13 protein-coding genes and 1 pseudogene are annotated in these 16,215 nt (G+C 42.4%); 11 read left to right on the forward strand and 3 right to left on the reverse strand.

Features of this window, described 5'->3' with window-relative positions:
* Positions 1-63: 63 nt before the first annotated feature.
* Positions 64-612 carry a hypothetical protein gene (locus H6F66_RS01285; protein ID WP_190417466.1) on the reverse strand — a complete coding sequence of 183 codons (549 nt, stop codon included), beginning with the start codon at positions 610-612 and terminating at the stop codon, positions 64-66.
* A gap of 73 nt (positions 613-685) precedes the next feature.
* Positions 686-1,816 (reverse strand): two-component regulator propeller domain-containing protein, encoded by a 1,131-nt coding sequence (locus tag H6F66_RS01290; RefSeq protein ID WP_190417506.1) that lies wholly within the window; start codon positions 1,814-1,816, stop codon positions 686-688.
* 400 nt (positions 1,817-2,216) lie between these two features.
* On the opposite strand from H6F66_RS01290, the gene H6F66_RS01295 reads away from it, so the two are divergent.
* The 7 genes and pseudogenes from H6F66_RS01295 (at position 2,217) to H6F66_RS01325 (ending at position 9,436) form a co-directional block, all read left to right on the forward strand.
* Entirely contained in the window at positions 2,217-3,647 is a 1,431-nt protein-coding gene (locus H6F66_RS01295; RefSeq protein ID WP_190417467.1) for a form I ribulose bisphosphate carboxylase large subunit, read from the forward strand.
* A gap of 95 nt (positions 3,648-3,742) precedes the next feature.
* The gene (locus H6F66_RS01300; protein ID WP_190417468.1) at positions 3,743-4,141 is read left to right on the forward strand and encodes a chaperonin family protein RbcX; all 399 of its coding nucleotides are present in this window, start codon (positions 3,743-3,745) and stop codon (positions 4,139-4,141) included.
* A gap of 64 nt (positions 4,142-4,205) precedes the next feature.
* Positions 4,206-4,541: a ribulose bisphosphate carboxylase small subunit gene (locus H6F66_RS01305; RefSeq protein ID WP_190417469.1), complete on the forward strand. Its 336-nt coding sequence runs from the start codon at positions 4,206-4,208 to the stop codon at positions 4,539-4,541.
* 335 nt (positions 4,542-4,876) lie between these two features.
* Positions 4,877-5,983, forward strand: coding sequence for an IS630 family transposase (locus H6F66_RS01310; RefSeq protein WP_190417470.1), 1,107 nt, complete (start codon positions 4,877-4,879; stop codon positions 5,981-5,983).
* Between the two features lie 96 nt (positions 5,984-6,079).
* Positions 6,080-6,829, forward strand: a pseudogene (locus H6F66_RS01315) (Uma2 family endonuclease).
* A gap of 317 nt (positions 6,830-7,146) precedes the next feature.
* Complete coding sequence (locus tag H6F66_RS01320; RefSeq protein WP_190417471.1) at positions 7,147-8,157, forward strand: hypothetical protein; 1,011 nt, start codon at positions 7,147-7,149, stop codon at positions 8,155-8,157.
* Between the two features lie 10 nt (positions 8,158-8,167).
* Positions 8,168-9,436 (forward strand): hypothetical protein, encoded by a 1,269-nt coding sequence (locus H6F66_RS01325; RefSeq protein ID WP_190417472.1) that lies wholly within the window; start codon positions 8,168-8,170, stop codon positions 9,434-9,436.
* Between the two features lie 181 nt (positions 9,437-9,617).
* On the opposite strand, the gene H6F66_RS27475 is transcribed toward H6F66_RS01325, so the two are convergent.
* Positions 9,618-9,947: a hypothetical protein gene (locus tag H6F66_RS27475; protein WP_199295218.1), complete on the reverse strand. Its 330-nt coding sequence runs from the start codon at positions 9,945-9,947 to the stop codon at positions 9,618-9,620.
* Between H6F66_RS27475 and H6F66_RS01335 the strand changes: the two genes are divergently transcribed.
* The 4 genes from H6F66_RS01335 to H6F66_RS01350 all read left to right on the forward strand — a co-directional run bounded on the left by H6F66_RS01335 (position 9,941) and on the right by H6F66_RS01350 (position 16,211).
* Positions 9,941-11,254 (forward strand): ribulose bisphosphate carboxylase small subunit, encoded by a 1,314-nt coding sequence (locus H6F66_RS01335; RefSeq protein WP_190417474.1) that lies wholly within the window; start codon positions 9,941-9,943, stop codon positions 11,252-11,254. The two genes, H6F66_RS27475 and H6F66_RS01335, sit on opposite strands and share 7 nt — an antisense overlap.
* Positions 11,255-12,190: 936 nt before the next feature.
* Entirely contained in the window at positions 12,191-13,687 is a 1,497-nt protein-coding gene (locus tag H6F66_RS01340) for a hypothetical protein (protein WP_199295219.1), read from the forward strand.
* Between the two features lie 81 nt (positions 13,688-13,768).
* A complete protein-coding gene (locus tag H6F66_RS01345) occupies positions 13,769-15,067 on the forward strand; it encodes an O-antigen ligase domain-containing protein (RefSeq protein ID WP_190417476.1) in 1,299 nt (432 codons plus the stop codon).
* Between the two features lie 19 nt (positions 15,068-15,086).
* Complete coding sequence (locus tag H6F66_RS01350; protein ID WP_190417477.1) at positions 15,087-16,211, forward strand: glycosyltransferase family 4 protein; 1,125 nt, start codon at positions 15,087-15,089, stop codon at positions 16,209-16,211.
* The last annotated feature ends 4 nt before the right edge of the window (positions 16,212-16,215 follow it).

A 16,215-nucleotide genomic window follows, 5' to 3' on the forward strand; every position in this document is an offset into this window, starting at 1 on the left:
TGTTGTTAGCTAATAGTAGGGTGGGTATGACCCGCCCTACTTAACTACTAACTAAAAACTATTTCAGCGCTCTGGTCTAATACTTTGCACAAATCTCAGGAAATCTCTAGTTTCTCTGCCGTCTTGAATATCTAGGGTACGCACGTTGAAAACCCCTATAGATCCGTCCGGAAGCTCTACTTCCATTGGTACTGATCTACCAAGACCATAGGCGCTTACTGTCTGCTCTACCAACGTGCAGGGCATATTAAAAGTACCCATGTTGATTCTACCGTTGTTGGCGCGGTAGTCCCACACCATTACCTTTTCAATTCCACCAGAGTAGGGTTGCTGGCAGTAAAATTGATGACTCAAGGCAATCATCCGCGCCATGTGAGCATCATACAGGCGCATCCGACCACCGAAGGCAGAAATGGTAGTATTTCGGTTAGGAACTTCAAAATAACCTTGGCGCACTCTAGCACTGGCATCAAGGGTGCTTTCGATGCGGATGGTATTAATTGCAATGTCTCCGGGATTGGTAGCCTGTGCGATCGCGCTTTGACCGATAGTAGATACAGCACCAGCAGCAATAGCAACACTGGCAATTGTTTTGGCAAGTTTTTTCAGCATGGAAGTGTCAACCTTAATTAACTAGAAGTCATCGGTATTAAACTTCAACTTCCTGCTGAATTATTCCGTATAGCTACGGAGTGAACACTTGCTCGTTGTCCTCGCCACGAACAAAGGCTAAATGTGGTGTGACGCGCCCGGTTGTCAAGCTGATCCAAGCCAGTCCTTCGCTGGTTCCTACCCACAACTTATTACTGACATCAGCTGCTAGGGAAAGAATCCGGCTAGAAGGCAGGTTGGCAACTTGATCCAAGACAGCCCCAGTAGTGGGATTCAATCTCAGCAGACCGTTCTCTGTACCTACCCAAACACTGCGATCTTGTGCAAAGCGCACAGAGGTAACGTTGCGCCCCCGCAGTGGGGTTACAGAACGCAACACATCACCTGTTTTGGGGTCAATGACTAACAAACTGTTGGGTGTTCCTGCCCAAATTTTCCCGTCGGAATCTAGGGTGAGGGCTTGTACTGTGGTGCCTGGGATATCTTTCACTCGCTTGAGGATAAAGGCGTTAGCGGTATTTATTCGCACTAACCCTTCAAGTGTTCCTACCCACAGATGACCTTCTCGATCTAGGGTGAGGGCGTTAGCAGATACTCCAGGTAACTTTTGTAACGTTGTCATCAGTAATCCCTGGTCAGGACTGATCATGGCAAGACCGCGATCGCTTCCTACCCACAAATAGCCCCGACGGTCAATTAACAGCGACAATACTCGATTAGAAGGTAAGGTGAAATTTTGCGCTGTCACTTCATTACTACGAGGGTCTACCCGTACCAGCCCTTCATAGGTTCCTACCCAAACTCGTCCTACTCGGTCTTGGGCGATCGCGCCGATGGTGTAGTTGGGCAGACTAATTCGCGCCAAAATGTTGCCAGTGCTGGGATTAATCCGCGTTAAACTCTGCCAGGAACCAACCCAGAGACTGCCAGTATACCCAGGCTGCAAGGCAGTGATGCGAAAATCGGCAGGCATTGGGGTTGCTTCTTGTCGTCGGCGTTCCGGGGGCAAGGGTCTGCGTCCAGGTGGTGCTGATGATGGTGGATAGGTGCGGAGGTCGTCTCCCCGGTCTATCTCGACGGGTTGTTGAGCCAGTACGCGGCTATTATCGGTGTGCTGTGATTGGATGATTCCCCACAGTGGCAGGCTCACAGAAAGCAGTGTGGCACTGATAAACAAACCAATACGCCTACTCAAGAATGCCATTGCGATCGCGCCTCTCTTCATTTGGCTGATATACAGGATTGAATTTACTCTATTTAATCTTGCCTCAGCTACACAATGCTTGCTTTAGTTCCGATAAGTGTCTATGCTTCAGCTCTTTTGAGCATGGTTATTTTAAATAAAGTTTGTTAATATACAATATTTGGTGCGCGATCGCTTGTTTCACAAAAAATATTGAGATTATTAATTTAGCCAATATGTCAAGGATTTCTGTGTAAAAAAATATTACGATTTGTTTTAATAAATAAAAGTTATGGAAGTCAGAAAAAGATTGGAATTTCAACTTATTACCTTCCTGGTATAGTTAAAAAACAATAAAGAAAGATGTACGGGATCGCTCAAAACCCGTAACTACCTTCAGAATTCCCTCAGGAAGGAAGACATGGCTTACTCTCAAACAAAAACTCAGACGAAGACTGGGTATAAGGCCGGAGTTCAAGATTACAAACTCACCTATTACACCCCAGACTATACCCCCAAAGATACTGATGTCTTGGCGGCTTTCCGGGTTACGCCTCAGCCTGGTGTTCCTCCAGAAGAAGCTGGAGCTGCTGTTGCTGCTGAATCTTCCACAGGTACCTGGACAACAGTATGGACAGACCTGCTGACAGACCTGGATAGATACAAAGGTCGTTGCTACGACATCGAACCAGTACCAGGCGAAGACAACCAGTATATTTGCTATATTGCTTATCCCCTGGATTTGTTTGAAGAAGGTTCTGTTACCAACTTGTTGACCTCTCTGGTGGGCAACGTGTTTGGTTTCAAAGCCTTACGTGCGCTGCGCTTGGAAGACTTAAGAATTCCTGTTGCGTACCTCAAAACCTTCCAAGGCCCTCCTCACGGGATTACCGTTGAGCGCGACAAACTGAACAAGTACGGTCGTCCTTTGCTGGGTTGTACGATTAAGCCGAAGCTCGGTTTATCAGCTAAGAACTACGGTCGTGCCGTCTATGAAGTCCTGCGCGGTGGTTTGGACTTCACCAAAGACGACGAAAACATTAACTCCCAGCCTTTCATGCGCTGGCGCGATCGCTTCCTGTTTGTACAAGAAGCCATTGAAAAAGCTCAAGCTGAAACAGGTGAAATCAAAGGTCACTACCTAAACGTGACTGCTCCCACCTGCGAAGAAATGATGGAACGGGCTGAATTCGCTAAGGAAATCGGCACACCGATCATCATGCACGACTACCTGACGGGTGGCTTCACCGCTAACACCACCCTCGCCAAATGGTGCCGCCGTAACGGTATTCTGCTGCACATTCACCGCGCCATGCACGCCGTGATCGACCGTCAGAAGAACCACGGTATCCACTTCCGCGTATTGGCTAAGTGCTTGCGGATGTCTGGTGGCGACCACCTCCACTCCGGTACCGTTGTCGGTAAACTGGAAGGCGAAAAAGGCATCACGATGGGCTTCGTAGACTTGATGCGCGAAGACCACATCGAACAAGACCGCGCACGGGGTATCTTCTTCACTCAAGACTGGGCTTCTATGCCTGGTGTGATGCCCGTAGCTTCCGGTGGTATCCACGTATGGCATATGCCTGCGCTGGTTGAAATCTTCGGCGATGACTCCTGCCTGCAATTCGGCGGCGGCACCTTGGGACACCCTTGGGGTAATGCTCCTGGCGCTACTGCCAACCGTGTTGCCTTGGAAGCTTGTGTCCAAGCTCGTAACGAAGGACGCAACTTGATGCGCGAAGGCGGCGACGTGATCCGCGAAGCTTGCAAGTGGAGTCCTGAGTTGGCTGTTGCTTGCGAACTGTGGAAGGAAATCAAGTTCGAGTTCGAGGCAATGGACACTCTGTAATCAATTTTGGATTAGGGATTTTGGATTTTGGATTAACCTAATAGAATCCAAAATCCAAAATCTAAAATCTAAAATTGCTGTGGCTGGGGTCAAAAATGGATCTCAAACAAGTTGCCAAAGACACTGCTAAGACGCTGATTAGCTACTTGACTTATCAAGCAGTGAAAATTACTGTCGCTCAGTTGAGCGAAACAAATCCTCCTTCGGCAATCTGGCTGAGTAACTTTTCCTCAACGGGCAAAATCCAAGATGGAGAAGCTTACCTACTGGAATTAATCCGGGAGAAACCAGACATCGCATTGCGGATTCTGACCGTGCGTCAGCATCTAGCAGAAGAAGTAGCAGACTTTTTGCCTGAGATGGTTCGTGCTGGCATTCAGCAGTCCAATGTGGAATATCGGCGTCAGCATTTGGAGCGAAGTACGCAATTCAATTTACCTGACCCCATTTCCCAGCCCGAACCGCAAACCGATGCACCAGGCGAGCCTGGATAACCTCGATTGTTAGCTGACAGAACTTTCAGCAGAAATAAACACAAGGAAACTATTTACACCAACCATGAGAACTTTACCTAAAGAGCGTCGTTACGAAACCCTCTCTTACTTGCCACCGCTCAGCGATGCCCAAATTAGCAGACAAGTTCAATACATTCTCGACCAAGGGTATATCCCAGCAGTAGAATTCAGCGAAGAGTCTAACCCAGAACAGCACTACTGGACGCTGTGGAAACTGCCTCTGTTTAATGCAGGCTCCACACAAGAAGTTCTCAATGAAGTAAAAGCTTGCCGTTCTGAGTATTCCGCTGGCTACATCCGAGTAGTAGGTTTTGATAACGTGAAGCAGTGCCAAGTTCTCAGCTTCATCGTTTCCAAGCCCAACCAAAGAGGCTATTAATACGGCAATCATGTAAAAGGCAAAAAATCATTTTAGATTTTTGCTTTTGCAATGCGATCGTAAATTATTCAGAAAAGGAGAGGTAGAGAAATTTACCTCTCCTTTTTGTTGGAAATTGGGGAGTGCGCTCCAATATAAGGGTTTTGGGTTGTTTGTGGGAATTGACTCCCTACAAATATGTTGGGTAGGCTGCATTATCTTATAAGAAACCGTATTGCGATCGCGCCCACTTCCAACAGTTGATACCCTGTAAAGTATGCGTAGCGCCAGATAAGCTGTTACGCAGCTTGATTGTATAATATTAAAATAATTAAATAAGCTATTTCAAACTACACATGCCAGCAAAGAATCATCTTTCTCAAAAGCAGAGAGAGCGGCTACTAAAAACGCTAAAGGAGCATGAAAATCCTTATGTAAGAGAGAAAGTGTTGATCTTATTGTTATTAAACGATGGAAAAACTTATCAAGAAATCAGTTCGTTTTTAGAGATTGCATATCCAACAGTAGCATATTGGGCGGTTCATGGCGACCCAGATAATATAGATAGTTTTTTAGATGGAAGAAGAGAAGGTAATTTTCGTAAAGTCACCCAGGAATATGAAGACCTATTATTAGAAGTTGTTGAAAAAGAGCCAGCAGACTATGGATATGAGTTTGGGCGATGGACAGCAGCAAGACTAGCAACCTATCTTGAACAAGCAACAGGAATTAAGTTAAGCGGCTCTCAAGTGAGGAGAAGATTAGAGAAAAAAAAGTACGTTTACCTTTGGGCAAAATACAGCCTGGAGGACAAACAAAATCCTGAGAAACGGAAGGTATTTAAAGAAAAATTATCAGAATATCTAAAAATTACTAAAACGAACCCAGAACGTTTACAGGTATGGTTTTGGGACGAGAGCGGTTTTAGCTTAACGGTGATAAGAAGAAAAACATGGGGAAGGAAAGGTCACAGAAAGAAAGTGACAGGACAAAGAAGAAGAGGGAGAGTAAATATTATGGGAGGATTGCGCTATCACGATAAAAAGAGAATAAATTTTGTCATTAAAAAAGGGAAGGCGGATGTTTTTTACGAACAAATAAAACTTTTGAATCTTTTCCTACTACAAGAATGGATAGAAGCAGGAAATGAAGCCGAAAGCTTCACAAAATGTTCGGCTAAAATAATCATTATTTTAGATAATGCTAGCTTCCACAAAAGAAAAGATATTTTCGGGAAAATTGAAGCAGAGATGCCAAACATTATCTTAGAGTTTTTGCCGCCTTATAGTCCAGATTATAATCTAATTGAATTAGTTTGGCATTCAGCTAAAGAATATATAGCTCATAGACTATTTGAGTCAGTAGAACAGCTAGAAGGATTGCTGAATAAATTGCTAAATGAAGGAGGTCTTATTATTAAATGGGAACGAAAAATTAAAAATAAAGGTAATGCTGTTTATTAAATTTAGCTGCGTAGCAGCTTATCAGCCGTGACTAGCTTTCCTCGCTCCATAGCTCAATCTGATCCGCCTCTTTCACCCCGGCAAACTTTGCCGACGATGTACGATCTGCCTAGCGAAGACCCAGAGGAACCTGGTTTGCCTGACGAATATCACGAATTTCAGCCCCCGATGCTGCGCCAAACCTTCCAGCCGTCTAACTACGATCCGGAGGAGGTTTTTGTTGGTGCTGACCTAAACTTATACTATGACTGGCATCATCCCAACTGGTACAAACGTCCCGACTGGTTTGCTGTTGTGGGAGTTTCTCGACTCTACGAAGGTCGCGATTTGCGGATGAGTTACGTTATGTCGCAAGAGTAAGTCAGTCCGTTTGTCGTAGTTGAATTATTGTCCCCCGGTACGGAAGATGATCGCGAAGCGTATGCCCAAAGGGCTATAGACTTGGGTAGGACAGTTTCCCAAACAGGAAAACCGCCGACTAAATGGCAAGTTTACGAACAAATTCTCCGCGTTCCTTATTACTTTGTTTTCAGTCGCTACACGAATGAAGTTCAAGCTTTTCATCTAGTTGGGGGCCACTACGAATCCATGACCCCAGAAAGCGATCGCTTTTCGGTTCCAGAACTAGGTCTAAGTTTAGGTTTGTGGGAAGGTAGTTACGAACGCATCAACCGCGTTTGGTTGCGCTGGTTTACACAGTCCGGCGAGATGATTCTAACTCCAGAAGAGGATGCGATCGCTTCTTTTGCAGCCGCCCAAGCTGAAGCCGCCGCCGCCCAAGCTAAAGCGGAACTGCTAGCAGCAAAACTACGCGAATTGGGTATTGATCCAGATCAATTGAGTTAAATAATAGGGATGATATTCCTTATTTAAACAAGAAAAAAATAGAGGCGATCGCTCTTTTTATTGATGAGAAGATGAGAGCGATCGCATCCCAATATTATTATTTTTAAGTTGTGGAGTGAAGATGCGATCGCCTTGGAGTGATTATAAAAGTGCGATCGCGCTTTTGAAGATGTTACGGCTAAAAAATCAGGGGCAATCTATCTTTCTCGTTTCAGTATAATTACCCTTCTCAGCCTTCATGTGTTCGTTTAGACTGTACTTAATTTAGCTTATCTCATACTGACGGGCTATCGTAATTATTCTCTAGGAACACCAACATGAAAGAATTTGGTTTAACTCTCGAAGAAACTAGAATCATGTTTAGCTATCAGTACCACTTGGTACTAGCCGATATTGAGTGTGAAACCAATCTTGATAAAAAATCACTTAAGCGCAAATGGTTGTCTAAGTGGAAAGATTCAACAGAACTTTTTCTAAAAAGCCAAATTGATCAAGATACCGTTACTAATATTTCCTTTCACTTACTTACAGATTTCGATCAGCTCAAAAAATCAGTTAAAGAACTGACAGTTGTGAAAGCCAATAAATTAACTTTATATCTTGTTTTATTAGAGTTAACACTTTTTAAACCTTATTATTCGCTTGGTGATAACACGGAAGTATTCAAAGACTTGAGAATTTATGATGAAGAAAAGCTTAAAAAAAAGCTAAGATTTTTTGCTAAAACACTAGATATAGACCCAGACGTTGTTGGACGATTTCAGTCTAACTACAAGGAAGCAATTGAAGGCATTAAAGGAGGTTTCAATCCTTGGATATTAGGCGTAGTTGGAGCAGTGCTGCTGGTGGTAGTAGCAGCATTTTTCACTCCTGCTATAGCTGCTTTACTCGCACCGATTCTAGCACCAGGTTTATCTGGAGCAGCAGCAGTATCAGCCGTTTTAGCTGCTCTTGGGGGAGGCGCGATCGCAGCAGGAGGCTTTGGGATGGCTGGCGGTTTTGCAGTAATTGTTGCTGGTGGTGCAATTCTTGGCGCTGGCGCTGGTGTTGGAGTCGGTAATTTATTTGCTCAATCCCCAGATATGGCTCTAACACAAGCAGCTAAACTAGAAGTCATTATGAAGGAGATTGTTTACATTCAAAAAGACATCCGTTTAGCCCAAGAAATTATTAAAGAGCAGAGACAAGCAATTCGCTCTCTTGAAGATAAGTTAGATGAGTTGTCTCGTAACCACGATAAAAATAATAAAGAAATAGAAAATCTTGAGAAGTCAATTGAGTTTTTAAGGAACGCTTTGAAGAGAAATCAAGATTTATCTAATCAATGAGGTGGCTAATATGTCTGAATTACCCGCTTGGAATGAGGAACTATCAGAATCATCTCACAGAATTAAAGAAATTTGTTTAAGCTCTGAAATAATTTGTAAAGAGCAGGAGCAAGGCTCAGACAGATTAAGACAGCTACATTATGAGCTACTCAATTTAGCTAAGGATACAGGAGTCTCTTTAGAAAACACATTAGAGGCGGATTCTGGACTATTTACTCAATCAAGTAAGTTAAAATGGGATGACGATTTTTTCCTCAGCAATAATCCTCTTATTCAGGCTAGAGTCAAAGAAAAGGTTTTTAGAAACCCGGATACTCTTCCTCACTTGTCGGGTTTAGATTATGGAATAGTTGGTATTGCCGGATTAGTTGCTTCTGTTCTTGATTTTTTAGTAGTAAAGATTCCTAAAGATATTAGCTACTTGGGAAAATATCAGCAAGGAGGAAGTAACTTTACTGGCTGGCTGAGAACACTTGGGGTTGAAAATGGGGGCAAACTAAATCCTTTTTTAAAGTGGTGTGAGGAAGTTTGTAAAGTTCCTTACGATCAAAGTATTAACTCCAACATTGCGGGGTTTAACCCTAAAATACATCGATTGTTGAGCCTTGGTCACGATCCATTATTTGGTCTTATATTTGGGACACTAGATATCTTTAATGGGTCAATGACTGCTTTTGATATTGATGGAAATATCAAAATCCTGAAGACCTTTGATGTCTCATCAACAGACAAAGTTTTCGCTCCTTTAATCTGGTTAGGGCATATTGTTTCAGATATGTGTACTAAGATGGGAGTTCCTATACCTGGGTGGGCATTTCTTCAACTAATGCAATTTGGTTCCTTTGGTTCAAGCAATCTGACTATTGCAGATATATCTAGATGGATGTATCTAAATGGTTATGACTTCAGACACTTTGCTACCATGTCTATTCCTGTTGCTGTAATCGAGATTATAGTGCGGGGCTATCACTACCTTTCATCTTTAGATAATGCAGAAGAACTTCAATATCTTCTGCATACTTCTGTGTCAAGTAAAGAACTATATCAAATTAAGTCTAATCTCAAGCTTCACAAAATGTTATTTCTAGCTCATGCCATAGCAGCAAGCGGAAACGCTATGAAAGTTTTCACTTACTCTGGTAATCCTTTAGCAATTAATCTGTCTCAATGGATGCTTTTTCTTAAGGAAAGCGTAAAGATAACTCAGGCAATTACTAAAGATAAAATACCAGAAATAATTGTTCGTAACCGCAATAAAATACATCGAGAGTGGGAATAAATTAAAAGTCTTCCCATCGGGCGATTTGATAGATTAGAGTGTGACTCGACTATCTATTTTGAGTATTTTAAGTCTTAGCCTTTACCCTTCTTCCTTCGCGTCCTTAGCGTCTAAAGGGCTAACGCGCATGGCTAAAGGGCTAACGCTAATGCGGTTCAATAAACGCGATCACATTCACCGACTAATTAGAACCTCCGCCAAACGGTTCCAATAACTCCTCGCGAGAAAGAGTCAGCAACAGATGAGTCAATTCTTCTATGGGTAACTGTAACATTAGCGCGATCGGGCTACTTAGTTCCTCATCCAGCGAACCCCATCGAACGATGAGCAGGTTCTCCGTCATCTCTCGCCATTCTTCTTGTACAGCATCTTCCCGCCATTTCAATGCCTTAGTTCCATTAACTGGAAGTCGTTCAAATTTAAAGGCGATCGCCCGTTTATAAACGAGCTTTTGTAATAAAATTTTAACAATAAGCATCTTGCGCGATCGCCAACAACAGACCGATGACATACTACATTTCTCCCCGCTTTTTAGATAAACTTGCGGTTCACATCACCAAAAATTATCTTGACCTCCCTGGAGTACGAGTTCCTCTAATTCTGGGAATTCATGGACGCAAGGGAGAAGGCAAATCTTTTCAATGCGAGTTAGTATTCGAGCAGATGGGCATCGATGCTGTCCATATGTCAGCTGGAGAATTGGAAAGTCCTGATGCTGGAGATCCCGGACGTTTAATTCGCTTGCGCTATCGGGAAGCAGCAGAATTCATTAAAGTGCGCGGTAAAATGTGCGTACTGATGATCAACGATCTTGATGCAGGGGCGGGACGCTTCGACCAAGGCACCCAATATACTGTGAATACGCAGTTGGTGAATGGCACCTTGATGAATATTGCTGATAACCCTACAGATGTGCAACTTCCAGGGAGTTATGACTCAACACCCCTGCACCGCGTACCCATAATTGTCACAGGCAATGACTTATCTACGCTATACGCGCCGTTGATTCGGGATGGTAGAATGGACAAATTCTACTGGGAACCCGACCGAGACGACAAGATTGGTATCATCGGCGGCATTTTTGAGAAAGATGGATTGTCTCGTAGTGAGATAGAACAGTTAGTAGATAGCTTTCCCCATCAATCGATTGACTTTTTTAGCGCAGTGCGATCGCGCATTTACGACGAACAAATTCGCCAGTTCATTCACCAAACAGGGATTAGCCGCGTTTCCTCTAGGGTGGTGAACAGCGTTGAGGGGCCACCAACGTTTATAAAACCTGATTTCCGCCTGTCTCGCTTAATCGAATTTGGCAACGTGATGGTTAACGAACAGCAGCGAGTGCAGAATACGCGCTTGGTAGAAGAGTACAATACCGGGCGGCGATCGCCTAATCCGGTTAATCAAGAGGTTGCAGATGCTAATAAGGTGACAACTCTACCCAAAGAAAACTGGAAGGCAGTCGTCCGTAATGAGTTAGCGAACGAACCAACGCACTCTCATGGGTCTAATTTGGGTAATGGTCACACCAGCAACGGTCTACAAAGTAGCAAACTAAGTTCAGATACTCAGCAGCAGGTACGCCAGATACTCGCACAAGGGTATCGCATTGGTGCAGAATATGCGGATAAGCGACGCTTTTCTACCCAATCTTGGCAAAGTTGCGCCCCAATTCAGGCTACTGAGGCGACGGATGCGATCGCTGCTTTAGAAGAATGCTTAGCTGAGCATACTGGGGAGTACGTGCGTCTGATTGGCATAGACCCCAAAGCCAAGCGGCGCGTTGCGGAGACAATCCTACAACGACCGAATAGTTAAAGGCTATAGTGGAATATTGGCTGGTATGCGATCGCTTCAAAAAGGCGATCGCTTTTTGTTATTATTGCTGTCTTGGCTGTCACGCATTTGCGCTGAAGCGATCGCTATTAAAAAGCAAGTGTTTATACTATTCACAAAAACACTTATCTATTGTGAATTTTCGGTAAAGTTGCCCACTAATTGTACAAATTTTTCGTGAAATTTTCTGGGTTGCGATCGCTTCTACGCCAATACTCTACTTATATATTTGGGCATTTATTAGCACACACTACATCAAAATATCAACCTCTAAAACAGAACACTCTAGAGCTGAAACCCTTGTCCCAATTGATGTATACCAGATTACTAAAATCTCTATTTAAATAAGCTGCTGACCTCTCTCAGAATTGACAATTAATTTAATCATCCTCAAGACTGATATACAGCTCAGTTTGATATATTAAACTGGGTGAACAAAAGTACAATAATTACCAAAAGGATGTAAATAGTCAATTCACCGAAGCAAAAAAGTTCCTAGCTCCAACAAAAAGGTAAGCTTTTCCCAAGTAGTTTTTTGTGAAAAAGGCGGTAAGTGGAACAAGTAGGCGAACTTAAGATTCAAAAGATAAAATGCAGGAAAGTTTGCGATCGCCTAATGGCAAATAACTTTCTACCTGGTATAATCTTCCTCAGAATATTCCTCTTTACCAGTTGCAACTTATTGCCGAGCGAGACCTGCTACTGTCGTACTTAAAAGCGTTGTCCGTTAAATTTGTCCTTAAAGCTCAACTTTGTTGGTATGCCCGACTACAACAATCTGTGACACCAACATTTACATATCCAACAGATAAAGTGTTCTATAAGCTGCAATTTGCCTTGCCTTCTTGATTTTAAAATCAGTAATTACAAGGCAAAATAATCTGGATGACAATAGCGTAACTTCTAAGCCTAAGACATATGAAACGCTCCCTTTTCCCGACAAATGAGGATTTTGAGAAAAACGGTTCTTTAACCATCTCCAAATCCCCAGCCCCTTCCAAGACAACAGTACCTCAATCAGCAGTACGTAAAGGAGCTTGGAGATATTACTTAGTCTTAGGTATCGTCGGTTTAGCAACCAATGTAGCTCTTTGGGCAGCCGTTTTATTTTACTTAAAAGTTGCCCAGCCCAAGTATGCTAGTGAGATGACTCTTACTTTACCAGGAGCGGGGTCAGATGCCAGAGTTTCCTTACCAACTCTGGGCTCAGCTTCATATGAAAATCAGTCACCCTACGCAAATAGTTCTATTGCAGATCCAAGAGAAGTTTACAAAGTTATTGCTTCCAGCGATATTGTAGTAAAATCTGCGGCTAAAAAAATCGGTGTACCATTAGAAGAATTTGGCACCCCTCGAATTAAGCTAGTGCAAAACACCACTCTGATGATGTTTGAATTTAATGGTGACACTGCCGAAGAAGCTCAAAAGAAAAACTTAGCTATTTATCAAGCCCTTCAAGGAAGACTCCAACAGTTGAGAAATCAAGAAATTTCTCAACGAGATGTAGGCTTTCAAGACTCCCTAACAGCATCCCGGAAAAAACTGGATGCTGCTCAGACGCAACTTTCCGCCTACAAAGCTCGTTCAGGCTTGAGCGGTAACGATCAAGTTACAAGCCTTGCAAATAACATTGAACAGCTTCGTAAGCAACGAGCTGAAATCATCTCTCAACAGCAGCAAGCTAATGCTCGTCTGCAACAGCTATCAAACAATTTAAATCTATCATCTCGGCAAGCCGCTGATGCTTTTGCCCTGCAATCGGATCAGCTATTTCAGCAATATCTGCAAACCTATAATGAAGCCAATTCTGCCCTCGTTGTTTTAGAATCAAAGTTCTTGCCAGCCAATCCTACAGTAGTTAGAGAACGAGCCAGACGAGACGCAGCAAAAGTTGCCCTAACACAACGAAGTCAGGCTATTTTGGGACGACCCATAGCTGAAGATACTCTCGCACAACTCAATCTTAGTAGCACTACATCTGGCGGCGCTAGGGAAAAGCTTTTCCAAGATTTGGTTGTCGTTCAGACAGACCAACAAGGTTTCCAAGCCCAAGCTCAGGAAATAGACCGCCAGATTAAGCAGCTCGAAACTAGACTTAAGACATTAGCCCAACAAGAAATTACATTAGAAGCTCTTAGACGGGATGTACAGGTTGCTGAAGCCGTGTTTACCTCTACTGTGACTAGATTAGATATTGGCTCTTCAAATGCCTTAGGCTCTTATCCTTTAATTCAAATGCTCGCAGAGCCTAGCTTACCAGAGTCTCCCGTCTCACCCAAAAAGAAATTTGCTTTACTAGGTGGAGGGTTAGGTTCCATATTTTTAACTACCGGACTGGTAACTCTGGGGCTGTATAAACACAAAAATCAAATGCCTAAAGACCAAAAGAGTCCTCTACAATCGAAACCTATTTAGTTAAAACCATAGGTGAGTCAAAATCTGTCGAGGAGAAAAAGGCATTTAGTAAATGCAGCTAATTGTAATGAGATTTAACCTATGAAACCTCAAAATTTTGAGGAAAAAATAGTTTGGTATACCCTGATAGGAACCTATGGGCTTTACTTCTTAGGCGCACAGTTTCCGTGGATATCCGGGATGTCCTGGTTTCTAACTATATATTTGTGCAAGAAGCTTTGGAATCAACCGGACAACACTCCAAATGAGGAAAAAATTTTTATTCCTTCGGGAATATGGGTATGGATTATTTCCATGTTGGTTATGGGTTTGTCTCTAGTTGTTGGTCACTTAGATTTTAAACTAGGAAATTTTCAACTCATTACCTCATTAGTTGATTTTACAAGGAGCTGGGCTTTACTTGCCTTAATTCCTCTTATTGGTTGCTTGAATATCCGCCCTCAATTAATTTATCGAGCCGTCTGCATTATTTGCCTTCACAGTCTCATTGTCATTGCAATTACCTTTGTGGCAATTAAGTTAAATTTCGCAATTTCATACCTTTCTCCATTGCAAGCCATAGGAAAAGGTGGAAGAACTTATTATCGGGTATTAATTGGAGCAAGTGGTTACGACCCTATGGCTGCGGGTAATGAAGTTCGTATGCAATTGTTTACACCGTGGCCCCCGGCTTTGGGGCTGGCAGGCAATGTTTATTTTTTCCTGGCGCGTGAAGAAACTAACAGAAAATGGCGGTGGATTGGTATGATTGGTGCCGTAGCTATGGTTTGGGTTTCGGTTTCACGAGCAGGCCTTGTATGTCTTCCGGCCGTTGCATTAATCACTTGGATATTGACAGTAATATTTACTAAACCAAAATTACAAATAGCTTTTGGTATAGGAAGTTTCTTTGCAGGTATTGTTGCGCCTCTAGTTATCGATCTGGTTAAGACTGCACGTGATAGTTTTACCAATGCTCGCGCCGGATCTTCAAAAATTAGAAAAATATTAAAAGAGATAGAACTATATCGTTGGAAAGAAGCGCCCATTTGGGGTCATGGTATATCTGAATTTCCAGGACCCAAAGTAACGGAACATATGCCTATTGGCTCTCACGACACTTGGATTGCTCTGCTCTATGTAAGGGGGGCTGTAGGTTGTACTGCCTTGGCACTTCCTATGTTATGGAGCTTTATAATTTTACTGATAAAGGCACAAAATAGTACTACTGCTAGGGCGGGCTTATGTATAGTCTTAGTTTTATTTATTTTTGGGTTTTCAGAAGGCATAGAAATACTTGCCTATACCTACTGGCCTGGCTTGTTAATGATGGGCATTGCCTTGAAAGAAAAGTTACCTAATAGAATAAACGCTAACCAAGAAGAATATGTTTTATCCTAATTAAAACCATTGGATCTATATGCATCTTATTGTGTTAGAAAATGAGCCTTCTTCTGTGCGTGGTGGGCAGGAGTTGAGCCTGCTTGATGTGTGTCACGGTCTATCTAAGCGGGGACACACTATTACTCTTTTGTATTTGAAAGAAGGAAATTTGATAGAGCAGTACCGTGAGTTTAGTATCGATTTAGTAAATATTAAAAGTTATATACTAGATCGCAGTACAATTAATTACTTTTTTGATTTTTTTGCTGATATTTTAAAAATTTCTGCAAATCAGAACAGCGTTGTTTACAGTAACCGATACCATGATGTTTTTTTTGGCTACGTTTTATCCGTATTCAAAAAAATTCCCTCGGTTTGTCATCTGCGGCTACCTCCTCCTCCTGGATTTGGTCGTCCGCATACGATCGGGCTCAAAGGAACAAAACAGTTTATTACGATTTCTCAGCAAACAAAGCTTGATTGGATAAACAGTGGAGTGAGTGCGGACAAAATTGATGTTGTTTATAACGCAATAAATACAGAATTATTTAAAGTTCCAGAAAATTTTTATGATTTGAGAATAAAATGGGATATTGCTGAAGATGTGAAAGTTATTTCTTATGTAGGTAGGCTGGATAAAGAAAAGGGAATAGAAACGCTGCTAAAAGCATTTAGTTTACTTCTAAAAAGCGGTTATAAACTTAGACTATTCATTGCTGGAAAGCCGTTAAGCACTGAACAGGAATACCAAAATTCTTTAGAAGAACTAGTAACTAATTTGGGAATCAAAGAGCATACAAGCTTTCTTGGTCATGTCAACGATACCACTTCTCTCTATCAAGTTAGCGATGTTACAGTTTTACCGAGTTTATGGCCAGAACCGTTTGGGAGAACAATTATTGAGTCAATGGCTTGCGGAACTCCTGTGGTAGCTAGTCGGACTGGGGGTATCCCAGAAATTTTAACCGGAGAATTTGAAAGGGGACTTTTTGAAACTGGTAATGAACGAGATCTGGCAGATAAGTTGCTTAAAATTATGCACTGGAGAGATAGCTATCCTCACCTTCAACAAAGGTGCCGCACTCATGTTTTGTGCAATTTTGACAGAGAAAATATGATTAATAGTATCGAGAAAGTGTTTATGAAAGTTATTAAAAACTGATAAA

Origin of the sequence: Trichocoleus sp. FACHB-6 (assembly GCF_014695815.1) — a bacterium.
Classification (GTDB): domain Bacteria; phylum Cyanobacteriota; class Cyanobacteriia; order Cyanobacteriales; family FACHB-T130; genus Funiculus; species Funiculus sociatus.